Annotated in this window: 23 protein-coding genes and 1 tRNA gene; 15 read left to right on the forward strand and 9 right to left on the reverse strand. The window is 45.8% G+C overall.

Features of this window, described 5'->3' with window-relative positions; translation table 11 throughout:
* Positions 1-23: 23 nt before the first annotated feature.
* From ACFS25_RS22540 to ACFS25_RS22550, 3 genes are all read left to right on the forward strand, one after another.
* The gene (locus ACFS25_RS22540) at positions 24-932 is read left to right on the forward strand and encodes a glycosyltransferase family 2 protein (RefSeq protein WP_381505497.1); all 909 of its coding nucleotides are present in this window, start codon (positions 24-26) and stop codon (positions 930-932) included.
* A gap of 179 nt (positions 933-1,111) precedes the next feature.
* Entirely contained in the window at positions 1,112-2,677 is a 1,566-nt protein-coding gene (locus tag ACFS25_RS22545; protein ID WP_381505499.1) for a hypothetical protein, read from the forward strand.
* A 137-nt stretch (positions 2,678-2,814) separates the two neighbouring features.
* Positions 2,815-3,576 (forward strand): glycosyltransferase family 2 protein, encoded by a 762-nt coding sequence (locus tag ACFS25_RS22550; RefSeq protein WP_381505501.1) that lies wholly within the window; start codon positions 2,815-2,817, stop codon positions 3,574-3,576.
* Between the two features lie 25 nt (positions 3,577-3,601).
* Here the strand turns inward: ACFS25_RS22550 and ACFS25_RS22555 are convergent, their stop codons facing one another.
* From ACFS25_RS22555 to ACFS25_RS22575, 5 genes are all read right to left on the reverse strand, one after another.
* Positions 3,602-4,288 carry an alpha/beta fold hydrolase gene (locus ACFS25_RS22555; protein ID WP_381505503.1) on the reverse strand — a complete coding sequence of 229 codons (687 nt, stop codon included), beginning with the start codon at positions 4,286-4,288 and terminating at the stop codon, positions 3,602-3,604.
* 17 nt (positions 4,289-4,305) lie between these two features.
* Entirely contained in the window at positions 4,306-5,769 is a 1,464-nt protein-coding gene (locus ACFS25_RS22560) for a flavin-containing monooxygenase (RefSeq protein WP_381505505.1), read from the reverse strand.
* A gap of 5 nt (positions 5,770-5,774) precedes the next feature.
* Positions 5,775-6,617 carry an SDR family NAD(P)-dependent oxidoreductase gene (locus ACFS25_RS22565; RefSeq protein WP_381505507.1) on the reverse strand — a complete coding sequence of 281 codons (843 nt, stop codon included), beginning with the start codon at positions 6,615-6,617 and terminating at the stop codon, positions 5,775-5,777.
* A 783-nt stretch (positions 6,618-7,400) separates the two neighbouring features.
* Positions 7,401-7,484 (reverse strand) — tRNA-Thr (locus ACFS25_RS22570).
* 122 nt (positions 7,485-7,606) lie between these two features.
* Positions 7,607-9,952 (reverse strand): DUF349 domain-containing protein, encoded by a 2,346-nt coding sequence (locus tag ACFS25_RS22575; RefSeq protein WP_381505509.1) that lies wholly within the window; start codon positions 9,950-9,952, stop codon positions 7,607-7,609.
* A 95-nt stretch (positions 9,953-10,047) separates the two neighbouring features.
* On the opposite strand from ACFS25_RS22575, the gene pdxH reads away from it, so the two are divergent.
* The 9 genes from pdxH (at position 10,048) to ACFS25_RS22620 (ending at position 19,126) form a co-directional block, all read left to right on the forward strand.
* On the forward strand, positions 10,048-10,689 hold the full coding sequence (gene pdxH, locus ACFS25_RS22580; RefSeq protein WP_381505511.1) for a pyridoxamine 5'-phosphate oxidase: 642 nt from the start codon (positions 10,048-10,050) through the stop codon (positions 10,687-10,689).
* 188 nt (positions 10,690-10,877) lie between these two features.
* On the forward strand, positions 10,878-12,449 hold the full coding sequence (locus ACFS25_RS22585) for an MFS transporter (RefSeq protein WP_381505514.1): 1,572 nt from the start codon (positions 10,878-10,880) through the stop codon (positions 12,447-12,449).
* Positions 12,450-12,540: 91 nt separating this feature from the next.
* Positions 12,541-12,786, forward strand: coding sequence for a DUF6814 family protein (locus tag ACFS25_RS22590; protein ID WP_381505516.1), 246 nt, complete (start codon positions 12,541-12,543; stop codon positions 12,784-12,786).
* Positions 12,787-12,893: 107 nt separating this feature from the next.
* On the forward strand, positions 12,894-14,789 hold the full coding sequence (gene acs, locus ACFS25_RS22595; protein ID WP_381505519.1) for an acetate--CoA ligase: 1,896 nt from the start codon (positions 12,894-12,896) through the stop codon (positions 14,787-14,789).
* A gap of 373 nt (positions 14,790-15,162) precedes the next feature.
* On the forward strand, positions 15,163-16,197 hold the full coding sequence (locus ACFS25_RS22600; protein ID WP_381505521.1) for a M4 family metallopeptidase: 1,035 nt from the start codon (positions 15,163-15,165) through the stop codon (positions 16,195-16,197).
* A gap of 28 nt (positions 16,198-16,225) precedes the next feature.
* Complete coding sequence (locus tag ACFS25_RS22605; protein WP_381505523.1) at positions 16,226-16,516, forward strand: protealysin inhibitor emfourin; 291 nt, start codon at positions 16,226-16,228, stop codon at positions 16,514-16,516.
* Positions 16,517-16,676: 160 nt separating this feature from the next.
* Positions 16,677-18,077, forward strand: coding sequence for a PQQ-dependent sugar dehydrogenase (locus tag ACFS25_RS22610; protein WP_381505525.1), 1,401 nt, complete (start codon positions 16,677-16,679; stop codon positions 18,075-18,077).
* Between the two features lie 108 nt (positions 18,078-18,185).
* A complete protein-coding gene (locus ACFS25_RS22615) occupies positions 18,186-18,611 on the forward strand; it encodes a helix-turn-helix transcriptional regulator (protein ID WP_381505527.1) in 426 nt (141 codons plus the stop codon).
* A 131-nt stretch (positions 18,612-18,742) separates the two neighbouring features.
* Positions 18,743-19,126: a VOC family protein gene (locus tag ACFS25_RS22620; RefSeq protein ID WP_381505529.1), complete on the forward strand. Its 384-nt coding sequence runs from the start codon at positions 18,743-18,745 to the stop codon at positions 19,124-19,126.
* 68 nt (positions 19,127-19,194) lie between these two features.
* Here ACFS25_RS22620 and ACFS25_RS22625 read toward each other — a convergent pair whose 3' ends face one another.
* From ACFS25_RS22625 to ACFS25_RS22635, 3 genes are all read right to left on the reverse strand, one after another.
* On the reverse strand, positions 19,195-20,364 hold the full coding sequence (locus tag ACFS25_RS22625; RefSeq protein ID WP_381505532.1) for a DUF1624 domain-containing protein: 1,170 nt from the start codon (positions 20,362-20,364) through the stop codon (positions 19,195-19,197).
* Between the two features lie 33 nt (positions 20,365-20,397).
* Positions 20,398-21,303, reverse strand: coding sequence for a 3-keto-disaccharide hydrolase (locus ACFS25_RS22630; protein WP_381505534.1), 906 nt, complete (start codon positions 21,301-21,303; stop codon positions 20,398-20,400).
* A 118-nt stretch (positions 21,304-21,421) separates the two neighbouring features.
* Positions 21,422-22,387: a Kelch repeat-containing protein gene (locus tag ACFS25_RS22635; protein ID WP_381505537.1), complete on the reverse strand. Its 966-nt coding sequence runs from the start codon at positions 22,385-22,387 to the stop codon at positions 21,422-21,424.
* Between the two features lie 109 nt (positions 22,388-22,496).
* Between ACFS25_RS22635 and ACFS25_RS22640 the strand changes: the two genes are divergently transcribed.
* Positions 22,497-22,619, forward strand: coding sequence for a catalase-related domain-containing protein (locus ACFS25_RS22640; RefSeq protein WP_381505539.1), 123 nt, complete (start codon positions 22,497-22,499; stop codon positions 22,617-22,619).
* Positions 22,620-22,878: 259 nt separating this feature from the next.
* Here the strand turns inward: ACFS25_RS22640 and ACFS25_RS22645 are convergent, their stop codons facing one another.
* On the reverse strand, positions 22,879-23,343 hold the full coding sequence (locus ACFS25_RS22645; protein WP_381505541.1) for an Lrp/AsnC family transcriptional regulator: 465 nt from the start codon (positions 23,341-23,343) through the stop codon (positions 22,879-22,881).
* A gap of 175 nt (positions 23,344-23,518) precedes the next feature.
* Between ACFS25_RS22645 and ald the strand changes: the two genes are divergently transcribed.
* On the forward strand, positions 23,519-24,652 hold the full coding sequence (ald, locus tag ACFS25_RS22650) for an alanine dehydrogenase (RefSeq protein WP_381505543.1): 1,134 nt from the start codon (positions 23,519-23,521) through the stop codon (positions 24,650-24,652).
* Positions 24,653-24,743: 91 nt separating this feature from the next.
* Positions 24,744-25,226, forward strand: coding sequence for a group II truncated hemoglobin (locus tag ACFS25_RS22655; protein ID WP_381505545.1), 483 nt, complete (start codon positions 24,744-24,746; stop codon positions 25,224-25,226).
* Positions 25,227-25,253: the final 27 nt, after the last annotated feature.

Raw genomic sequence — 25,253 nt, forward strand, 5'->3', positions numbered from 1 at the left:
AGCCATTAGTTTAAAACCAAATTATGGAACGCATAGCCGCAGTTGTAGTAACCTATAACCGACTTGATGATTTAAAAAAGTGTTTGTTGAGTTTGCACGAGCAAACCCGGCGGCCCGACACGATATATGTGATCAACAACGGCAGTACGGATGGTACAGACGAGTGGCTAAACAGCCAGCCAGACTTAATTGTACTGACGCAGCCAAACCTGGGTGGAGCGGGTGGCTTTGCTACGGGTATTAATCGGGCTTATCAGGATAAATACGATTGGATCTGGTGTATGGACGATGATTGTCTGGCTGCACCGGACGCACTTGAGCAACTGCTTCTTTCGCCCAACATTGGCCCCTGCGTCAAGAACAGCGTTTCGGTTAATGTCAGAAATAAAGAAGAACTGGCTTTCTTCGTTTATCGACCCAATAAAACATTTCGCCATGTCACAGATATGACGCAGTTCGATATAGTTTATGGGGTAGCCTCCTTTTTCAATGGTACACTGATTAGTTCGGAGGTAATTCAGGCCATTGGTATACCCGACAAAAAGTTGTTTATCTGGGGTGATGAAGTAGAGTACATGACTCGCGCCCAAAAAATGGGATTTCCAGTCGTGACCATACCAAAGTCAGTATTTTATCATCCGCCCAGTGTAGACCGTGATGGTATTCCCTGGCCGGGCGCTTGGAAAAACTATTACCGTGTTCGCAACGAGCGTCGGGTCTTTCAGAATGATCACGGCAATAAATATGGTTTCATTATGTTCATGTTCTGGTCAATACGGGCTACGTTCGAACAATTGGCTTCGGAGCGAAAAAATCGAGTATATAATTTCCTACTGTATGGAGAGGCCGCCTTTGACAGTCTGCTGAATAATTTCCGCAAACGCCCCGATACGATTTTAACTCTCCGGCTCTATCGCTTCATGAATAAATAGTTTTCTGACATGGGTGCAGGATGTTAGACTCCTTGATTATGGTCTTGACATCAGCGATGGCAATCTACTGCTGAATGCTCGCGCTTTAGCGAGCTTTCAGCAGTGTTATAATGAGTAATAATTCCTCTATGAAAATAATACCGCCAAAAAAAACAACGATACTATTGAGTCTTGCGCTGATGATAGTCCTATCATTTAGCCTCATCTCATCGTTGTTTTTTAAGGAACAATGGTTGTGGATGGATGAAGTACTTAGCTATTTACTAATATCTGATCCATCTGTTGCCCATATGAACGATGCCGTAGTGAGCGGCATGGACGCAAACCCACCTCTTTTTGCCAATTTGTACTGGCTCATCGGGCATTCTATCAGCCTGAATCCAATGTTCCTACGGGCGGTTTCGGTTGTCATTTTTGCCAGCACCATTACCCTGTTTTACAGGTATACAACAACCCTGATTGGTACACCCGTCGCCAACTTTGTGCTCATCACGGCCATCGTCGGCTTAACGTATCTGAATCTGACTCTCTCGACGCAAATTCGCACGTATTCACTTTTTCTGCTTATTGGCTTCGGATATTTTGTTGTATTACACAGGCTTATTGCTTCGCCTAACCAGATTAAGTTGCTGATTGCTCATTGTCTGTTAGGCATTCTGCTGGTATTTACCCACAATTTTGGGTTGTTCTACGTAGCGGTGTCAGGCGCTTTTTTCGCGATTCTATTTGTTTGGTCCAGGCAACGGCAATACCTGTTTGTGCTGGCTGCACACGCACTGATTGGGCTGGTCTGGCTGCTGCTCTGGTTTCCTGACTTTGCAATCCAGACCGAAGCAGGTAAACCCCATTCTTGGATTCTTTTACCCACATTCTCGTCTTTTTTCAGCACGGTTGGTGAACTAGCCCCAACCCTATCCTCGAAACTGGAGCGTCAGCCCCTGCTTGTGTTCCTGCCTATTTTGCGATTCGTGCTTGTGGTTGGGCTATTCGCCTATATCGCTCTGCCACGCTTAAAAAATAATTTTCAGGCCATAAAAAACGACAAGCCATTTATGTTCTACCTGTTGAGCGGCTGGATTTACCTGGCCACTATAGGTCTTGCGCTGCTGGTTTCGTTCGTTCACACGTCGGTTTTTGTTAGCCGGTATTTATGGCCGAGTCATCTGCTTGTGGTCTACCAGTTGGTATATGCTTGGTACGTTCTTGGCGAGCGCTGGCATATCCGAATCAGGATATCAGTTTGGGGGCTCCGTTTGATTCCAGTTTATATGGTTTTGCTGGCCGGGTTTCTCTTTTATCAAAACCGCAGGGTTGTCGTTTTCCCGGATGTGCTACAGTATTTGCCCCAATTGGACAAGCGATATCCTGTATTCGTTGAGTCAGCTCATTACTTTCTACCTATCTGGTTCCACGACAAAACAACGAATGTACGCTATCTGCTGGATTGGGAAACGGCAGTTCGAGAAGGTAATATGCTGAATGCTACGGTAGAATACAACATTCTAAAGTCGGTTCGGGACAAGTATAAGGTAGCCGGTATACTGCCCGCACAAAGCTTCAACCCAATCGCGGTTCCTCATTTCTATGTGATCGATGAAGGAGCTCTATATCAGATCGAGCATTTCATTCAAACTGGTCAAGTACGCGTAATCCGTCAATTGCCCATTGGTCTTTCGGGTCATCGCCTTCTTGAATGTACGTTTCAACCTCTGCACCAAGCGGTTGGTTTTCAGCAATATAAATGAGTTACCAGCTATTGGATAACCAGTCAGCTTAGTTTCTTAATAGCTTAAAAATCAGTGATTTACGACAAAAGCGTCTGTAGAAGAAAAGATCGGTAACCTTTCATCGCTTGCTATCTTACCATCAAATCGATTCTATAATGAAACTGAGTGTAGTTATACCAGCTTATAATGAACAGGAGTCGATTCCAGAGACTCTACGTGCTTTGTATCAGACATTGTTGAAATACAACATCCCGCACGAAATATGCGTGACTAATGATAACTCCAAAGACTGTACGGCTGAAGTTCTTGATAGTTTAATGCTTGAGATCGATACGCTGGTTTATTATACAAATCTCGGTCCGAACGGATTCGGCTACGCCGTGCAGTATGGGCTGGAACGATTCACGGGTGATTGCGTAGCTGTGTTCATGGCCGATATGTCCGACGATCCGGAAGACTTAGTAAATTTTTATTACAAAATGCTAGAAGGCGATTACGACTGTGTTTTTGGCAGTCGTTGGAGTAAAGGGGGAAGGGTCGTTGATTACCCGCGACTCAAGCGATATATCAACCGGGTCGCCAACTTCATCGTCCGAATCGTGATGGGTTTCCGTTATAACGATACGACTAATGCGTTTAAACTTTATAAGCGGGAGACGATGGAGGGGCTAAAGCCTTTCTTGTCACCTCACTTTAATCTCACGATTGAATTACCTCTAAAAGCCATAGTGAGGGGGTATTCTTTCGCCGTAGTACCCAATAGCTGGACTAACCGAAAGTATGGAGAATCTAAGTTAAAAATCAAGGAAATGGGAAGTCGTTACTTCTTTATCCTCCTGTACTGCCTGATCGAAAAGTATTTCTCCCGTGGAGATTTTCACAAAGAATTAAGGCCTATTGCCTCCGTAAACCAGTAGTAAAAAACTTGCTTTAAGCTCACTACTACTTACCGTAAAGGTTATTAGGCGTTGGTTTTAGAAAAGCATTGATTGCTGTAATAACTTCTTGAGGATAGGTGATTAGGTTGAAATGATCACCCGATACGGTAATCACCGGATGATCGGGGAAACCTACAATCAAATCTTTTTTTGAATGAATGCTCATCTCAGGCTGTGTATCAATCGTCGATTCTAACGGATTTAGAATAATCTCTAATTGATTGACAAGATATTCAGGAGAGCTATTAATCAAATTTTGAAACACCTCGCCAAAGATTTGAGCCGAGGGTTTGTTTCGGTAGCGTAATCGAAGAATAAGTTGTTTGTTAAATCGATTGAAAAGCCATCCATTTCGCACAAGCCAGTAGATATATTCTGGCTTTTTAAGCGGCAGAATTACTTTTTTCGGATCGATCCAGGACGCAATCTGCACAACCCGACAGCCTGTCAGGTGCTTGGCGGCATACGCTATCCAACCACCCATCGAATGACCAATTAAACAATCTTCTCTTGTTATCTGGTGTTGCTTAATCAACATTTGAGCATACTGAATAGCCGTGATAGCGGAAAAATGGGTAGTACCAAGCAAATCCAGGTTGTTAATAAACAGTTTTTCACCTGGCAGATGGGGAGCGATTTGGTCAAAGATTCGTTGAGTTTCACCAAAGCCAGGAATGAATATAAGGCGCATAATAATTGGACTATCAGTTAATTAATTACCTGATAGTCTGACAAGGCGAAGTACTTGGTGAGCCGACGAAAATGCGTATTTAAGCGAGGATATAAGGTCGTATTTTTACCCTCCTCACTCATGTACCAGCTTTGACAACCTGATGTCCACACCGTTCCGGCAAATTGCTGTTGAAGGCGTTGATTATAGGTCTTTTGAATCGATTCCTTCAAATCCAGATAGCCCGTTTCACCCAAACGTTCTATCTGATTAATGTAGTGCATGATATAAGTCATCTGCGATTCCATGATATGAAGTACCGAATTATGCCCTAAGCCAGTATTGGGTCCCAAGAGAAAAACCAAATTCGGAAAGTCGGTCACGGTAACACCCTTGTAGGCTTCACCACCAGTTTTTTTCCAAACATCAACTAAATTTTCGCCCCGCTTGCCAATAAACTGAATAGAAAAATTCAGGTCAGCTACGTGGAAACCCGTCCCCAAAATAACGACATCAACAGGGTACTCCTGACCGTTGACAGTTTTGATACCCGTTTTTGTAAAGGTATCAATGGCATCAGTCACTAGACAGACATTCGACCGGTTAAATGTGGGATAGAAATCATCTGATTTCAAGATCCGTTTACAGCCGATGGTGTAGCTAGGCGTAAGTCTGGCGCGGGTCTCGGGATCTTTTACCTCCTTGGTCAACTTGCTCAACGAAATGCGTTTCATGACAGTATTAATCCAACGGGTACCGATAAAGCCCCTGCCCACTAACTCACTCAACCAAAAAATTCCTTCCCGTTGCAATTTCATCAGACCAGGAAACCGCTTGAACCGTTGCTGGTCGTCTTCTGAAAAGGAGCGATTCAAACGGTGACTTATCCAGGCTGGGGTACGCTGAAAAACGGTTAAGTGTTTTACCAGCGGGGCAATGTTGGGTACTACTTGAACAGCACTGGCCCCGGTGCCAATAACGGCCACGTTCTTACCTGTCAGGTCATAGGTAGCATCCCACTGGGCCGTATGAACAACCTTTCCCTGAAATAAAGGTAAGCCTTTGAAGGCTGGAATACTCGGTCGGTTCAGGGGACCAAGGGCGGCCAGTAAGACTTTAACGGTCGTGGTGTTCGTATGGGCATCGGTGAGGTGCCAGCAACCTGTTTCGGCCATAAATGTGGCTTTTACAATATCCGTACTGAATCGAATATGGCTGCTTAGTTCATTCCGGGCCACCACTTGCCTGATATAGGCCAAAATAGCGGGTTGGGTTGCATATAAATGAGCCCAATCGGGGTTAGGCTCATCGGCAAACGAATACAAGGGCGAGGCCACATCACAGGCACAGCCGGGGTACACATTATCCCGCCAGGTACCCCCTACTGAGGTGGCTCGCTCAAAAATGACGAACGATTCCTTCTGCTGCTTTTTCAAGCGCAAAGCCGCTACTAAACCGGCAAACCCTGCGCCAATGATCCCTACCTGATAGTCTGGCTTCATCTTATTTAATTGGTCAAGGAAATAAAAGCTTTGTCGGTTTGTTTCTTGATTATGCGGGAATAGCCAACCGGAAATAACCGAACTAGTAGGTCTAAAAGTTGGGCATCTGCCCCAATCAGCACCCGTTGTTTTTTCTTTTCGATAGCTCTTATCAGCTGGCGAGCGGCCTCCTGGGGTAGCGTTTTGGCGACTTGATCGAACTGTTCAATCGCTTGTAGATGAGCAGAAGTCATGTTGCTCGCTACCCGAGAATTTTTAGCGATATTGGTTTTAATGCCGCCCGGATGAACGCAGGTCGTTATGACTCCTGTACCTATTAATTCGCAACGAATCGTTTCCGTAAAGCCTCTAAGGGCAAACTTGGCAGGTGAATAGGCTGACTGATGGGGGAACCCAGCTAAACCAAATACACTCGATACGTTGACGATATGGCCTTTGTTATGGGTTAGAAAGTAGGGGTAAAACGCTTTGGTAAGACGCACCGCTCCCCAAAAATTGATGGTAAAAAGCCATTCCATATCCTCCAAATCGGTTTGGTCGAACGTACCCGACAGTAAAGCGGCTCCTGCGTTATTGATTAAAATAAGTTTACGTCCCTTTAGGGTAGGCATAACTTGCCCGGCAAATTGCTGAATAGCCTCCTTATTAGCAATATCTAATACATAGCTTTGTATAATACCTCGCTGTTGTTCAACCAGTTGCCGAGTCTCCTCTAAGCCCCTGGATTCGATATCAGCCGCAATAATTGATGCACCCCGATCAGCTGTTTGTAGAGCCAGTTCCCGGCCAATACCCGAAGCGGCCCCCGTGACGATGACAACGGAATTAGAAAAATAGGAAGAACCCATTAGCTTAGCTTTAGCTTTTAAGTAGAACTTCTTTAGAGGTTTGGTATGGAAATTTGTCGCGGTCGCCCGGCGGTCGCCAAGCTTAAATCTTCATATCCACACTACCCAGCGAGTTCCTAACTGTAATACTACCTCATGCGAACCTGTTTTACAAACGAGTTTTTGTTCATGTTCAGTTGTTGCTCACTGGAGCCATACTAACTTCTGGCAAACGCAAAATCAGTCTCGTACTACGGATGATAGAATTGAGTTAAGAAAAGACGCTTCGCAAGTATTACCGAGTCTTGAGTCAGGTCCGGTGGTCTGCCTTAACGGCTAGCCACCTATTACTTGGTAGGGTAACCAGCCGTAGTGGGTAGACTGTCACAGCCGTGTAGTACCATTTAGGCAAACTACTTGTATTTATTCGGTGGGTAATTGTGCGGCTGGATGAAAAGTTAACCGGTTTGAGCCCAAGCGTGTTGGTGAGCCCTCATCGTTTAAACTATTCTTGAGTGCCAGCTTCCGGATAGGTTATTGAGTACTTGTTTGGGCTGAACTTGGAGGGCTTGTGCTGTCGGGGTTACTCGTTCAAATAGTATTGCCACGAGTATGAGTCGTATTAGTTGGTATCTAAACGTATGATTAAAGTATCAACAGTAAATATAGTTGAAGTCTTTCCGAGAGATATTCAAATTCTGAGACTATCAGAGATTATCACGAGTCTCAACAACTAGCAAAAACGTATTGCAACCACAACAAAAAAGCACTTACAGAGTTTCTGTAAGTGCTTGATTTTCAACGAGCCAGTGGAGGGATTCGAACCCCCGACGCGCTTGCGCATCCTGATTACAAATCAGGCGGAATCGACCGCTATCCGACACTGGCAACAACTTTTAATCCGTTTCCGAATCGTGATGCAAAAGTAGCGTTTTTAGGCATTAAGTGCAAGACCGAATACTGAAAAATACAGACTAAATACCTAAAAAATACGTAGTCTGTGGTTTTTTCTAGGCTTGTGCTACACGTAGTTGATGCCGGAGGTCATCCAGTTGCTTTTCCGCATCAGCAATTTTTCTGTCGATGTCAGCACGAAGTTTATCGGCATTCTTCGAACGGGCAAAGAACTCAATATTATTGCGATAGGTAGCAATATCGTTTTCTGTCGATGTAATGCGCCGACGAATATCACTTTCGCGCTTATTGTCGTTACTGCCAGCATCACGATTACCACGCCCATAATCACCACGGTCACGCTCACGAGTGCCACCGGTACGGGTAGCTTCCGCTTCGCTTTGCAACATAATCCGCTCCTTGTCTTTAGCCGGAATTTTACCCGTTGAGCCAACCAACGCGTTCACAGCATTGATGTATCGCTTTTGGGTTCCCTGCATATCTTTCTTCGGAACGAATCCAATAGCATTCCATTCCTTCTTGAATTCATTCAGTTGGGAAAGATCAGCATTGGCAGATGCAGCCGCTTCGATACGCTCAATCAGGGCAATCTTACTAACTAAGTTACCTTCAAACTCGCGTTCTGTTTCCTGATTTTTTGAGCGTTTCTTGTTGAAGAACGCATCACAGGCAGCTTTAAAGCGATCAAAAATGGTATTTTTCTGTTTCTCCGGCACTTGACCAACGTTTTTCCATTGGCGCTGCAATTCAATAACCGTCTGAGTAATTTCGGGAGATTCCTCGTCCGCTGCCAGAATGGCTTCAACTTGTTCGCAAAGTTCCGTTTTAGCCCGTAAGTTTTCTTCCCGCTTGCTTTCCAGCTGCCGGAAAAATTCGCCCTTGTTATGGAAGAAAGTCTTCAACGCAGCCCAGAATTTCTTACTTAGCTCTTTGCCTTCTTCGCGGGGCATCGGTCCTTTAATGGCGTTCCAGCGGTCTTGCAAGGCCATAACAGCCTTCGTTTTGTCGTTCCAGTCGTTAATACTGTTCGACGTAAACGCCGTAATTGGCACTAATTCTTCGTAGATGGCCGATTTTTCTTCGTATAGCTGCGACGATTCTTTCCGTTGCTCATTGGTTTGGCCCCGGCGTTTGTCATACAGCACATCCAGGGCAGCTTTCATACGACCCCACAGCACTTCCTGCTCAGCTTTAGGAGCTGGACCAATGTGCTTATATTCTTCGAACAGAGCATTGGCTTCGTCAATCGTCTGACGCGTTACGGGCGTTTCTTCCGACGCTTTAGCCATTGCCTCGACCTTCTCAATTACCTCCGTTTTAAGGCTGGTATTACGCTTACGATCGAGTTCTTTTAGTTCAAAATAAATATTTCTGTTGCTGTAATAACGGTCAACTAGCGCATGATAAGTAGCCCAAAGTGTCGCATTATGCGGGGAGTTCATGTTCCCGGCAGCCTTCCACTCGTCCTGAATTTTCTTAAACTCGTTCCAGCTAACCTTTGGATCGCCCGCGTTATTTTCGTCGGTCTCCACCTGTTCGCGCAAGCGGGTCAGCAACTCCGTTTTCGAGGCAAAATTACTATCTTTCGCCTTGTCCAGATTTTGGAAATATGTATTTTTCTGACTCTTTATCTGCTTATATAACTCATCGAACCGCTGAACCGAATCGTCATATTTATACTCAAAGCCTTCGTCAGCACCAGTCTCGGCAACATAAGCCTGCAAAGCAGTTTCGCGCTCAGCTCGCTTCACCTGGTCGAATAGCGGCTTAACTTCTTTCAACACCTGATCGGCTTTTTTGAAGTCGCCGGGTGTCACAGATGCAGTGCTGATAGCGGCCATTTGTGTTTCGAGGAGATTCACAAAATCATCTTTCGAGAACTGACTATAATCAATTGTCGATTGAGGTATAGCTTCGTCTTCCGATTCATGAACATCAGCATACTGAGCCGTAATGTCGTCAGTGACAGCAGATTCATCCGTAATCACCGGCGCATTAGTTTCAGCTGTTGGTGCATCCACTACGGGTATTTCTGTTGGCTCAACAGTAGACTCCGGCCCTGCCTCATCAGATTCGCCCGATGTACTATCTGCCGAATCTACCGGCGCGACAGTTTCATCAACCGGAGCAACTTCTGTAGCTGCATTGACAACCGACGGTTCGGCTGGTGTATCATTTATATCGTCAACACCAGCGGCTTCAGGCTGCGTTGTTACAGTTTCATCAGCCGGAGTTGCTGCCGGTTCGGGCGTAGTTTGTGTACTATCCTCGACCGTAGGGTCTGGAGTTGATGCCGCAACAGATACTGCCGAAGCGGAATCTTCCGAAACGGAACTGTCCGCCGATACAGTTGTATCGTCGGGGGTATTGACTGCCAGCATGTCGGTAGCCTGGTTTTGAATTTCCGGCTGCTGGTTAATTTCCTGTTCTTGGTTTGCCATGTTGGGAACGTACCGATTACTTTTGCAAAAGTACGACAATATGCGGATTTCCTTGTAGTACAGTCATTGAAAAGCCGTTAACGAAACTTTAGAATATGCCTTCAGCAATCAGCGACTTACGAAATGAATATACCCTAAACGGGTTGGATGCGGTTGATGTTTTACCCGACCCCATTGCGCAGTTTCAGCTATGGTTTGATGCCGCTCTAAAAGCGAACGTTCCTGAACCAAACGCCATGCACATAAGCACCGTTACAACGGAGGGACGACCCGACGGACGAATTGTGTTGCTCAAAGATGTATCGAATACCGGGTTTGTATTTTATACAAATTATGAAAGCCGCAAGGGGCGCGAACTGACCGAACATCCATTTGCCACACTCACTTTTTTTTACTCCGAACTCGAACGCCAGATTCGGATTGAAGGCCATGTGGAGAAAGTTAGTGCCGACGAATCGGACGAATACTTTAACAGTCGCCCGCGCGGAAGCCAGATTGGTGCTTGGGTGTCGCACCAGAGTTTAGTTATTGACAGTCGTGATGTAATGGAGAACCGCCAGCGCGAACTTGAAGCCCAGTTTGCTGGTCAGCCCGTACCGCGCCCGCCCTATTGGGGTGGCTTTCGGGTTGTACCCGATGCGGTGGAGTTCTGGCAAGGACGCCCCAGCCGCTTACACGACCGGATTCGCTATCGAAAAGAAGCCGAAAACTGGCTCATCGAACGCTTGTCGCCTTAGTATTTCAACCACTGGTGAAGACCCGACGTATCGACCCGTAGAGAACACTGAGTTTATATTTTGAGCCTTTTGCTTTGAGCTGTGATAGTGCACCGCTCAAAGCAAAAGTGCTTGTATAGATAAAACGTTATGGTAAAAAAAGCCAGTTCACTGCTTCTAGGGGAAGCTTCTTCTTTTTCCTCTCGTCTATGACCGGCAATAAAGCCAAAACCCAACCGACGGTTTCTAACCGAACACTATTCAGCGTAATTTCGGCTTCGTCGGTCGGAACGCTTATAGAGTGGTATGATTTTTACATTTTCGGCAGTTTAGCAGCCATCCTTTCATCCCAATTTTTCCCACAAGGAAATCCCACAGCCGCACTCCTGTCAACATTGGCAACGTTTGCGGCTGGTTTCGTTGTGCGCCCGTTCGGTGCCCTGGTTTTTGGTCGACTCGGTGATTTAGTTGGCAGGAAATACACGTTTTTAGTAACACTTGTACTCATGGGCGGTTCAACATTTGCCATCGGATTAATTCCTGGCTATGCGACCATTGGTTTTTGGGCACCACTGTTGGTACTGCTGCTACGGCTAATACAGGGGCTGGCGCTCGGGGGCGAGTACGGAGGAGCGGCTACTTATGTGGCGGAGTATGCGCCCGAAGGCCGACGGGGGTTTTATACGAGTTTCATCCAGACAACGGCTACGCTTGGCTTGTTTGTGTCGCTGGGCGTAATTCTGCTAACGCGTGAGTCACTGGGCGTTGACAAGTTTGCGGAATGGGGTTGGCGGGTTCCATTTTTGCTGTCTATTATACTGGTAGGCGTTTCGATTGTGATTCGATTACGCATGGCTGAATCGCCGTTATTTTCTAAATTAAAAACCGAAGGTAACCTGTCAAAAAATCCACTGGCAGAGAGTTTCGGCAAGAAACAAAACCTAAAAATGGTACTGCTGGCCCTGTTTGGGGCAACGGCGGGTCAGGGCGTTATCTGGTATACAGGGCAATTTTATGCGCTATCTTTTATCCAGAAAGCCTGCAACATCGAGTTTGTCCAGTCGAATATTATTGTCGCCATTGCGTTGTTAGCGGCAACGCCTTTTTTTGTCATTTTCGGAGGATTGTCTGACCGAATTGGCCGGAAGGGAATTATGCTGACGGGCATGTTGCTGGGTATTCTGACTTATCGCCCGATTTATGACAAATTATACAGCTTAGCCGACTTAACGACAAAACAGGAATTTACAGACGCCCGAACGATTGACCGTAAACTGACAAAGCAACCCAATGGCGATCTGCTGACAACGACGACCACAACCCATTTTTTCATGGATGGCTTAGTGGCGAAAGACATTGAGAAAACGGTCTCGACCAAAACACCGGCTAACCAGCCAACTAAACCTGACCGAACAAAAGCGGTAACGCTGCCGACAAAAAGTTTCTGGTTGATGATCCTGCTGGTGTTCGTGCAGGTAATTTATGTGACGATGGTTTATGGACCAATTGCGGCTTTTTTAGTTGAGTTGTTTCCAACCCGGATTCGTTATACATCCATGTCATTGCCGTACCATATCGGTAACGGCATTTTTGGCGGACTAACGCCATTTATTGCCACAGCCCTGGTCGCAACCGCCACAAAAGCGAATGAAGCCATACCCGGTTCAGTTGACAAGCCTTATCTTGAAGGACTTTGGTACCCAATTCTGGTGGCCGGAGTATGCTTTGTGATTGGGTTACTGTATTTGAAAAACAAGAGCACAAGTACAGCAGAGGACTAATTTATCACCGACAGCACGGCTACGGCCAACCAGTTATTTACTTTATTTAACTAAACCGACCATCGGCAGTAAGAGGCTGATGGCTACAAAAATGGAATATCTCAAAAAATACCTCGGTATCGTCTGGATAGCACTCGGTCTGTACGTTGGTTACGACCGGATTACAGATAGCCTGGCGAAAATTAGTAGCGACAAACTCGAAGACCAGGTGTTCGGCTGGGTAGTGCTGGGAGTACTGGTACCAATTGTGGTGGGTGGCCTGATTCTATTCGGCAAATTTGCCCTCGACGGAGAATATAAAAGTAGTGAAAGACAGAAAGAGCGAAAGAGTCAATAATTTTACAGCACTAATGCGCGAACGATCCAGCGTTCTGATTCGCTCCGCTCCGGCCACTTCATCGTTGTGGGTCCGGTTTCAGTCTTTCATCTTTGCTCACTAATATTATGCGTATCCGAACCTTTGACGAATATCAGCTAGCTTACCAAAAAAGTATTGAAGACCCGGAGGAGTTCTGGGCCGAAGTAGCACAGGAATTTCAATGGCGCAAACCCTGGACCAAAACGCTGCAATGGAACTTCAACGAACCGAATATAAAGTGGTTCATTGGCGGCAAACTCAATATTACTGAAAATTGTCTCGACCGGCATTTAGCCACAAAAGGTGATCAACCGGCTATTATCTGGGAACCAAACGACCCCAATGAAGCCGGTGCAACGCTCACCTATCGAATGCTTCACGATCAGGTTTGCCGGTTTGCCAATGTACTCAAACGCAACGGCGTCGTGAAAGGCGACCGTGTTTGCATCTACATGCCGATGGTGCCTGAACTGGCGATTGCGGTGCTGGCCTGCGCCCGTATCGGGGCTGTGCATTCCGTAGTATTTGGTGGATTCTCGGCGCAGAGCATTGCCGACCGAATCAATGACGCCCAATGTAAAGTGGTAGTTACAGCCGATGGCGCCTATCGGGGAAACAAGGAAATTCCCCTCAAAAGTACTGTAGACGATGCGTTGATTGGCTGCCCCGGTGTTCAGAAAGTGATTGTGCTTACCCGCACCCGAACACCCGTTTCGATGCTTAAAGGCCGCGACATCTGGTGGGAACAGGAACTCAAGCAAGTTACAGCTGACTGCCCCGCCGAGGAAATGGACGCCGAAGACATGCTGTTTATCCTGTACACCTCTGGCTCAACCGGCAAGCCTAAAGGCGTGGTGCATACCTGTGGGGGCTACATGGTGTACGCGGCTTACACGTTCCAGAATGTGTTTCAATATGAGGAGAATCAGGTGCATTTCTGTACAGCAGACATCGGCTGGATTACGGGCCACAGCTATATCGTATATGGACCGCTGGCCTGTGGTGCTACCTCCGTAATATTTGAAGGAACGCCAACCTACCCCGATAATGGTCGATTCTGGGACATTACCGACAAGCTTAAAGTCAATATTCTGTACACGGCTCCAACCGCCATTCGCTCACTGATGAGCTTTGGGTTGGATAAAGTCAACAACCACGATCTGAGTAGTTTGCAAGTGCTTGGCTCCGTAGGCGAACCTATCAACGAAGAAGCCTGGCATTGGTATGACGACAACATCGGTAAAAATCGCTGCCCAATTGTCGATACATGGTGGCAAACCGAGACCGGTGGTATTTTGATTTCGCCGTTGGCCGGTATTACCAAGACAAAACCAACCTATGCCACGCTTCCTCTACCGGGTATTCAGCCGATTTTAGTCGATGAAGCGGGTAAAGAAATTGAGGGCAACGGGGTAAGTGGTAACCTATGCATGAAGTTCCCGTGGCCGGGTATTCTGCGAACAACTTACGGCGATCACAAACGCTGCCGCCAGACCTACTTTGCTACCTATCCGGGTTTATATTTCACGGGCGATGGTTGTCTGCGCGATGAAGACGGCTACTACCGCATCACGGGTCGTGTGGATGATGTGCTGAACGTGTCGGGCCACCGCATTGGTACTGCCGAGGTCGAAAATGCCATCAACATGCATACGGGTGTGGTCGAAAGCGCAGTAGTGGGCTATCCACACGACATCAAAGGGCAGGGTATCTACGCTTATGTTATCACTGATCAGATGCCCGCCGATCATGATGCCGACCTTATGAAACGTGACATTCTGGCCACCGTTACGCGTGTTATTGGTCCCATTGCCAAGCCCGACAAAATTCAGTTCGTGACGGGCTTACCCAAAACACGGTCCGGTAAAATTATGCGTCGGATTTTGCGTAAAATCGCCGAGGGCGACACTAACAGTCTTGGTGATACGTCAACTCTACTCGATCCAGCCGTTGTCGATGATATTAAGTCTGGAGCATTGTAATTACTAATCTAAAACTCCAGATTCAGTAAAAGTTTGACCCTGTCTTAATCCCCTAAAAGTGTCTTTTTGCACTCGTATAAAAAAGCGTTTTAGGGGATTCGGGTAGGTCGAAATCAGTAAAAAAAGAGGTTATACAGTCACTAAACAGCTTCAGTATAAGACACCAATAGTTCGGGAGGTAGCCTGTCAACAAGGTTTATTACGCTACGAAAGAAAATGGAGAGAGGATCGTTAAATTCCACCAAAAAGGAGTAGAAATACGGGTGCAAACGGGTATATTCTAGCTTGTTTTCCAACGTTTTAATAAAAAACTTTGCTAAGCCGAAATGAACGTATTCCGGTCTTCTAACCATCCTCCAAACTCGGTTCTCTTATGAAAAATCACCACCGCTGTAATTGCCACATTATCCCACCGTTCATCTTGGATGAACTCAAGAAGGCGGGCGTTGACATCACTGCTCAAACCAAAAGTATTAGCCGGGATTTTCGGCTGCGTCGTGCTGACCAACTTGCTTTTCGAAGCAGCGAAGCATCTCTCGTAACGCCACCCGTTAAAAATGCGGATCGTTTCGTTTACGATTCAAAAACAACGCAAAATCAGCGACTTCTGCTCGTTCGTAAAGAGGGAGGTGCGGCTTCTGCAGATCAGGTAGTTAATCAGGTTTATGAAAACGCTGGTGCCGTACGAAGCTACTATAAAAATACATTTAACTACTTATCGGTAGATAATCACGGAGCCGATTTAATTCTGAACGTGCACTTTGGGAAGGCCTACGCCAACGCCTTCTGGGACGGTGACGAAATGACATTTGGCGATGGCGACGGTCAAATCTTTACTAATCTAGCCAGTGCCCTCGATGTAACAGGACACGAACTTACACATGGTGTTGTGCAATATACGGCTGGACTAACCTATCAGGGACAACCGGGAGCACTCAATGAACATTATGCTGATGTATTTGGATCTGTGATCAAGCAAGTCGCCAAACACCAAACCGCAGCCACCGCCGACTGGCTCATTGGTGATGAGATAATGGGACCTACCCTCACGGGTCAGGCGTTACGCTCGATGAAAGCACCCGGCACAGCCTACAATAATCAATTTATGGGAAAAGACCCCCAGCCTGCCCACATGGATAATATCTATAAAGGATCGGCAGATAATGGCGGGGTACACATTAACAGTGGCATTCCAAACAAAGTGTTTTATCTGGTTGCTACAGCTATTGAAACTGATAAAGCGGCTCTTCTCTGGTTCGAGACCTTAAAAACGCTCAAGCCAACGACGAACTTTAAAAGTTTCAAAACGGCGTTACTCAAACAGGCTAAGAAGTTAGCTACTGCGGGTAAAGTGCCAGCTACGACCGAAAGCGTTGCCAAACAATCATTTCAGGATGTCGGTTTATGAAAAAATAGCCAAATCAGCAGTCTTATCTATGAAATTAACGTATTCACGCGAAGGTGGCTTATTCCCTCAAATAGCGCAGGCAGAAGTTGAATCCAGCGATCTACCGGCTGACTTACAAAAGCTGGCAGGTACTGTCTTGGCCAACCCGGAGTCATATACGTCCAGGTCAGCAACTAGAGACATGCGGGACGGTTACCAATACCGGCTCGACCTGCAGGAGGGGAGTAAGAACGTTAGCCTAGCATTCGACGATCTCAACATACCCGATGACGTTCAACCGTTAATTTATTTTCTACAAAAACGTACGGGCAAGCCCTAGTAAAATTAAGCTCGTTCGTGGTTGATATTGAAGCATAGGTGAGGTAAAGGCAGAAAGATTGAGTTTTGTTTTGCGTGTTTGGTATGGGGTAAATCTCGCGCCAAACAGCAAAACAAAACTTATCTTTACCGCAGTCCAGTTTACCCAAAAACTCACCATCATGTTAAAGTTTATTATCGGTTCTGCTTTCGCTACTGTCTTTCTACTCAGTAGCTTTTTCATTGAAAAGAAACCAGCCGCGAAAACTGCCAGAGAAAATTATCAAACGTATTGCTCCTCGTGTCATGGTGAAAAAGTCGAAGCCTTTGTAGACCGAAAATGGAAGCACGGCAATGCGAAAATTGACCTCACTAAAAGCATTTCGGAAGGTTATCCTGATCTGGGTATGCCAACCTGGAAAGCTACCTTGACTGAAAAAGAAATCGGCGAACTGGCCGATCTGATTTTGGTTAGTCTGAAAAACGTTGACCAATATAAATTTGCCAGCAAACCGACATCGAATGTGTTTCCATCTGAAGGTCAGACGATTAAATTAGACACCGTTGTGTCTGGTCTGGGCTCGCCCTGGGGGCTAGCCTTTCTGCCTAATGACGAACTGCTCATCACCGACCGATCCGGCGATATCTACCGAGTTGATAAAACGCGGCAAAAAACCAAAGTTTCGGGCGGTCCGACCGTATTGGCCGAAGGACAAGGTGGCTTGCTGGATTTAGTGCTGCATCCTGATTTCGCCAAGAATCAACTCGTTTACTTTTCGTATTCAGCCGTAAAAAATGAAGGCGACCAGAAACTATCGACTACGGCCATTATGCGGGCTAAGTTGACAGGCAGCACGCTAACCGATCAAAAGATCATTTTCGAAGCCCTTCCTTACTCTAAAACCCGTCACCATTACGGATCCCGAATGGCATTCGATAAAAAGGGTTATTTGTTTTTCTCAGTCGGTGAGCGGGGGAATGAAAAAGAAAATCCGCAATCTATCGCAAACGATTTAGGTAAAATCCACCGCCTGTACGACGACGGGCGGGTACCGGAAGACAACCCGTTTATAAAGGACAAGAACGCCCGTGCCTCCATTTATTCCTATGGCCACCGGAATCCGCAGGGAATGATCCTAAATCCAATCACTGGCGAAATCTGGACGCACGAACATGGTCCACGCGGGGGCGATGAGTTAAACATTATCAAGAAAGGCAGTAACTACGGTTGGCCGATTATATCCTACGGCATCAATTACGACGGCAAACCGATTACAAATTTAACCGCCAAAGAAGGGATGGAGCAACCCCTCACCTACTGGCTTCCCTCCATTGCTCCCTCCGGCATTGCCTTTGTTGAGGGCACGAAATATCCCGGCTGGAAAGGCAATTTGCTTGTTGGCTCGTTGCGGTTTCAGTATCTGAATCGCTGCGTGATGGATGGCAATAAAGTGGTAAAGCAGGAAAAGCTGCTGCCAAATATCGGTCGTCTTCGAAATATAGAAATGGGACCTGATGGGTATCTATACGTATCGGTTGAGGAACCCGGCTACGTGTTTCGGTTGATGCCGATGAATCAGTAAACTAGCTGGTATAAATAAAAAAGCTGCCGGACAGAGATATTCGGCAGCTTTTTTTTTGTTTAGCCATAACCTGATCCACGTGTAGATAGTTATTTTTGATTTCTGAGAATGAACCCATTTATTGTTATGACCTTTTACCATCAACAAATCATAAAAATTAAAGAGAAAATTTACGCTAAGAATTACTTATATAAACAAGTAATTCTGGCAAAGATATTTATTGATAATCATTTTGATAATACTATATGCATTGATGATATGGCTGTAGAAGCTTGTTTTTCAAAATTTCATTTCATTCGACTTTTCACAAATGTTTATGGCCTGACTCCGCATCAATATTTAACAATGGTTAGAATTGACAAAGCAAAAAAACTTTTACATACTGACAAACCAATAAAAGAAGTTTGTTTTTCTGTTGGCTTTAGTAGCACAAGTTCGTTTACAGGACTATTCAAGAAGATAACTGGCTCAACACCTTCTGAATTCAGAGGCAGGACGAATGAGCGGCAACAAGACTGTATGAAGGCAGTTTGACTGCATTTATCGAGGATATTCTAAAAAATAGCAATTTTCAAGAAGCGTCTTTGTAAACCCTTTCCAACCTTTGTAAAGACAGTAGCATCACTAATTGCCTACTATAAAGCCATCTTAAATTACATTGAAAAATGAAACTCAAAGTAACAAGTATACTCGTTGATGATCAGGATAAAGCTCTAAAGTTTTATACAGAGATACTTGGTTTTATAAAGAAGATAGAAATACCAATGGGAGACCATAAGTGGCTAACTATTGTCTCAAATGAAGAAAAAGACGGTATTGAATTACTACTTGAGCCTATGGCGTTTCTACCAGCTAAAGTATATCAAAAAGCGTTATTCGATGCAGGAATTCCATTAGTCGTATTCAACGTTGATGATATTCAAAAAGAATACGAACGTTTAGAAAAAGTAGGCGTAGTATTTAGTGTGCAGCCTACACCTATGGGCCCTGTAATATTAGCTGTATTTGACGATACGTGCGGCAATAATATTCAGATAGTTCAGATATAAAATCATTTAAAAAAAATCTCCGTGAGTACGGTTTCAAAGCCCATCATTACGCCAAAACAAGTAATCTCTCACACGTACCGTAACAACCCAATCTCTGGGTGAGTCGCTTTATATCGACCGTACCAATTGCAGAGTGGATATAACAGAATAATCAGGCCGAACCACACGACATACACTAACTCAAGTGATATACCTGCGCTGGCGGGTCTGCCAAAATTTAGCGGCCCGGTGGTAATGTCGGCCCACGAGTACCCTTGAAGCAACACCATCGCAATCATGGATAGATGCACAAGGTACCAGTGAACGATATAGTAAAACATAGGTACTTTACCGTACACCGTCAGCCAGCGCGTGAAAGGATTGGTTTTTCCATCAATTGCCGATAAGAACATCAACATAAGGCCGAGCATAAGTAACACATACAGCAGCGAGGGCGGATATTTAGTGACGTTGATGAAAGATAGAAAGGTGAGTAATTGAGTTTTCTGAGTGACCCAGGGAGCCGGATCGCCATAGATATTCAGGAAGCGAAGCAGCACAAACAAAATCAGCGCACCAAAGCCGATGCGCAACAGCAGGGGTTTTCGCTGCTCAACAGGACGCTCCATCAACTGACCGCAGGCAAACCCGACAAGCATAATGCCCAGCCACGGAATCAACGGATAGGCCACCACCAACGCGAACGTCGGACTCACTGGAAAGAAATCTGTTCTGAACAATAACGCCCATCCCAATTTGGCTGCCGGATTGGTAAACGCTGGTACGAGTTGCAAAATATTATGCCCAAACACAATGACGAACCCGATGATACCCACCCATTTGACGGGTAATTTCGCCAATACTGAGAGTATGATTAACCCACCGCCAATAGCGTAAATAACCTGTAACAGAAGACTTTGAAAGTGAATATCGAACCAGAAGGCAAAATTGATAACAGTCAGTTCAAGCAAGATTAATACCACACCCCGTTTCAGCAAAAACCGTCTGGCCGACGCATCCGAACGCTCGGAATTATGCTTTCTCAATGATAGATAAGCGGACGTTCCCGATAAAAAAACGAACGTAGGCGCACATAAATGCGTAATCCATCGGGTCATAAAAATGGCCGGTGTTGTCGTCGCTAAATCGGTAGGATTTTGAGTTAGAGCTGGTACATGTAGCAAATCGCGAACGTGATCCAGGGCCATGATAACCATCACCAGACCGCGTGTTACATCAATTGCTGTTACTCGCTTCATTTTCGGTATAGAGTTTACTCAATCAGTAGCTGTTTACTTCTTTTTGTACCGGCACTGCGTATTGTCCGACTTCACGTAATACGACTTGTAGTTTAGTGCTTTCGGGTTTGTACATCCCTTAAGGTCAAGCACTTCTACTTTCTGGAAATCAATCGCGTGGCTCTCAGCTTGTAGGGCAATATAGCCTTCGCTGAGGGGCGTGTTGGCCCGGCTAATCCAATAGTCGGCATTGTCAATATGGGCTATTTTCCAGTCGTGCCCGTCGTTTACGAACCCGCCCCCTACTTCGGGTCGTTCGTAGGTCAGAACGGTGTCGCCCTCAACGATATGGTGCACGATTGAATCCCCTAATACAATCGCTTCAGCTGTCACCCATCGGTCGCCATCGTAGGTTTTCGAATCGGAATCAATGCAGTGATTGGGATCAAGCTTGTCGTGCACATATACCTGCGTACCGGGCGTACAGAGATTTCCGGTATGACGTGGTCCCTGTCCTAAACCACCCAGCAACTGCACTTCCAGCGATACCGGAAACGTTTGCCCAATTGACACACTTTTTGCCGACTGTGAATGAACCATTACACCACTGTTGCGAACGTTCCAGGTATCACCACCGGGCGTTTGATTGCCCACAAACCGATAGGTAAACCGTACTTTGTAGTACGAAAAAGGTTTGTTGTAGTACATGTGGCCGTATTTGCCATCGAAGGTTTTATATTGATCGTAGGCAATACGCAGAATACCGTTTTCGACACGAAACGTATTTTTATAGTTGTCGTTCAGTGGCTGTCCGGCAATTTTGATGTCCCAGTTTTTAAGGTCTTTCCCATTAAAAAGCTGAATCCACTCTTGTTGGTTAGCCCCTTTTTGGGCAACTGCCGCCGGGAAGGTTATACATAATAAAACGAAACTGCTGAGTGCAGATAGCCATGATTTCATGAATTGAACTGTTAGGAATGGTGAATAATACGTGATGAGTCTTCTTGAATTTTAAGGCTACACGGTGCATAGAAATAAGTATGGTGAGCAGCTTCAAGTTTTATCGGGCCGCTTCAAGTTATTTTAAGACCTCGACCGTGTTCAGCTCCGGCCCTCCGCCGTGATTGGCAGAACCGGCAACGATATAAATTTTGCCATCATGCACAACGGCTTGTGTACCATGACGCCCCTGTTGCATTCTCGGCCCGGAAGTCCAGCGATTAGTTTTTGGGTCTAGTGCTTCGGCTTCGTTATGCGCCAGTAATTGCACCGTTTCTCCCCCAATAATCCACACCTTGCCGCCCTGTGTTACTGCTGTAGCGCCAGCCCGTTGCGTTGGAATGTTGGACGTCGCGGGCAGTGTTTCCCAACGACCCGTTTTAAAATCGTATACATCTACCTCCGCAATAGTTGTTTCCAGCACTTTATTGATACGAGCCGTCGAACTACGACCACCGGCCAGATACATCTTGTCCCCTACAACAGCGGCAGCAATATGATCGCGGGTGCGGGGAGCGTCGGGCAGGCGTTTCCACATATTCGTCTGCGGGTCATATTCATCCAACCAGGCGACATGGCCATCATAGTGTCCATCAATGATACCGCAGGCCATGTAAATTTTGTCTTTGTATACGACAACGCCCGCCGATCCCCGAAGCCGTTCTTTAGGAATTTCTGCCCCGGTGCGCCATTTGCCCTGTTTAGGACTATAAATGTAAATAGTTGAGATCGGGGTTTCGTGAGGATACTGCCCCTGAAAAGCGCCGATAACGTACAGCTCACCTTTATATGTAACAGCCTGAAAGTGGTTCATTTCGACTGGTGGCGTAGGAAGTGTCTGCCAAACGAGCGTTTTCAGATTCAGGGCCTCCAAAGGTTTTATACCACGACCGCCAACTGCATATAGGCTATCACCGATTAGCGCAGCCGCATTTTCATGACGGGTAGAGCAGGTGTTTTTCGTTGTAACAGGTTGCCAGGTTTGGGCTTGACTAGTAAAACCACTACCAATCAGACACAGAAAATAGAGGCTTTGTAACTTCATAAACAATAAGGTAGAAAGGATAAACGTGACTGATTAACAAACCACAATTTCAGGCGATTTTACTCTAAATTAACGTCCTTTTACATATCCTGACTATAAGCACTATATCTTGGGTAATTTGGTACGCCAGCCGATTGACCGGACCAACAACTTTAAACAAGCCGAAGAACGTTATCGCACGTTTGAGGATTGGGAGCGCAGCGACTTGATCAATGCCCTTTCGGGTGCTTAGAAAAATATTCAGGACAAGATGATTGAGTTGTTCGGTCAGTGTAATGCAAACTACGGTCGGCATTTACAAGAAGGCTTACATCAGATGGCTGGTGGTAACGGACAATAACCTCATGGTCAGGCAAGCGAATAGGCCAGTTATGAAGCAATTCACTAGATCGAAGAACTGGCGCACGAAGCGAAGCGAAGCCGTATTGATTTAGTTTGGTGAAGTGTGTTTAAAAGCTCCCGGACTAGTAATGTGAAAGCTTTTTGCCTTTTTATCCAACCGGAATTACGGTTGAGTTTTTTATGTCGGCCATAACGAAAAAACTGCTGATGTGGAGCGTACCGGGAATGATCGATAACTGTTCCTGATAAAAGTAATTGTATGTTTCCATGTCCCGGCTGACGATTTTGAGCAAATAATCGAAATTACCCGATACCCGGTTGCATTCCAGCACGTCGGGAAGCTCCCGAACGGCCGCTTCGAAGTCGGCAAAGGCGTCGCGTGTTTGTCTGTCAAGCGTCACCTGACAGTAAATCATCAGCAAATTTCCGAGTTTTTTCTTGTTAAGAATGGTGACGTATCGATCAATAACACCCTCACGTTCGAGCCGCTTAATACGTTCATGAACGGGTGTTTTCGATAGATTAATCTGCTGCCCAATCTCCTGAATAGTTAATCTGGCGTTTTGCTGTAATAAATTCAGAATGCTACGATCAGTTTTGTCTAGAATGTCCATAGCGGCATTTTTACGTCGTACTGAAGATGAGGGACCAGTTATTAGATTCATTTCCTACAAAATAATTATTTATTAGTCATATTTCCTAAAAAACAACTTTGTACTAGAAAACAATTATAGTCCATTTACCTTTGTAGTAGGCAATTGAGCAACCTTCCAAACGCATTTGTACAGCATGGTTATTGGTGTTCCCAAAGAAATAAAAAACAATGAAAACCGCGTTGCACTAACGCCCGCTGGTGTAACAGAACTGCATAAATATGGCCATATGGTCTATGTGCAGGTCAATGCCGGTGAAGGTAGTGGCTTTGAGGATGCAGAATACATTGCAGCTGGCGCTATTATGTTGCCAACTATCGAAGATGTCTATGGCATTGCCGAGATGATTATGAAGGTTAAAGAGCCCATTGAGGCTGAATATGACCTGATTAAGCAAGACCAGTTGCTGTTCACCTATTTCCACTTTGCGTCGTCGGAAGAACTAACGATGGCTATGTTGGCGAAAGGTGCTGTTTGCTTAGCGTATGAAACTGTAGAGCGACCTGATCGCAGCTTGCCATTACTAATTCCGATGTCGGAAGTAGCAGGCAGGATGGCCGTTCAGGAAGGCGCTAAATATCTTGAAAAACCGCTGAAAGGCCGGGGGATTTTACTTGGGGGCGTGCCGGGTGTAAAACCGGCCAACGTACTTATTTTAGGTGGTGGCATTGTGGGTACACAGGCCGCTAAAATGGCCGCCGGATTAGGGGCGCATGTTACCATTATGGATGTCAGTTTGGCGCGTCTGCGTTACCTGTCAGATATTATGCCGCCGAATGTGCAGACAATGATGTCGAACGAATACAACATTCGCGAGATGATTAAAGTCTGCGACCTAATTATTGGTGCGGTACTAATTCCGGGGGCTAAAGCTCCGCACCTCATCACGCGTGAGATGTTAAAGCTAATGCGGAACGGTACTGTATTAGTAGACGTAGCTGTTGACCAGGGCGGTTGCATTGAAACTTGCCGTCCAACTACTCACGAAGATCCAACCTTTATCATTGACGGTGTAGTTCATTACTGCGTCGCTAACATGCCTGGTGCTGTGCCTTATACAAGCACCCTTGCGCTAACCAATGCGACATTACCCTATGCATTGCAATTAGCAAACAAAGGCTGGCAAAAAGCCTGCCGCGATAATATAGATCTCAAAATGGGATTGAATGTCGTGGATGGCAAAATTGTTTATAAAGGAGTTGCTGACGCATTTAATCTACCTCTGACGGATGTAAGCACTATGCTTGTGGAAGAGGAAGTAAGTCAATAAAAATATTACTAATTCATCGACAGACGTAGGCTGCATTCGCAAGAGTGCAGCCTTTTTTTCTTAATTTGATGGCGAATCAATCAGTTATTGTATGAATACGCAATCAAAAGTAGCCGTACCGACACTCTATGAATGGGCTGGTGGTATGGAAAAATTTGAGTCTTGGACAGACTTGTTTTACCAGCGAGTTCAGGAAGATTCGGTGCTGGAACCAGTCTTTCATGGTATGTCACCCGATCATGCCCGTCATGTAGCTCATTTTATTGCCGAAGTGTTTCGAGGACCGGCCAATTATAGTCGTGAGGAGGGCAGTCATTATGAAATGATTCATCACCATTTGGGCAAACACTTAACCGAAGTTCAACGTCAACGCTGGATTGGGTTGATTCTGGATACTGCTGATGTAGTTGGCCTACCCGACGACCCGGAGTTTCGTTCGGCTTTGGTTGGCTATCTGGAATGGGGTTCCAGATTGGCTGTCATTAATTCAAAGGTTGATGTAATTAGTGAGCCAATGGATGCACCTATGCCAATCTGGGGCTGGGGCGAAACAGGCGGGCCCTACATTCCTTAGAGTACGTTTACAGTCGCTTCATTTGCC

The sequence above is a fragment of the Spirosoma flavum genome, from assembly GCF_042686045.1.
Taxonomy (GTDB): Bacteria; Bacteroidota; Bacteroidia; order Cytophagales; family Spirosomataceae; genus Spirosoma; species Spirosoma flavum.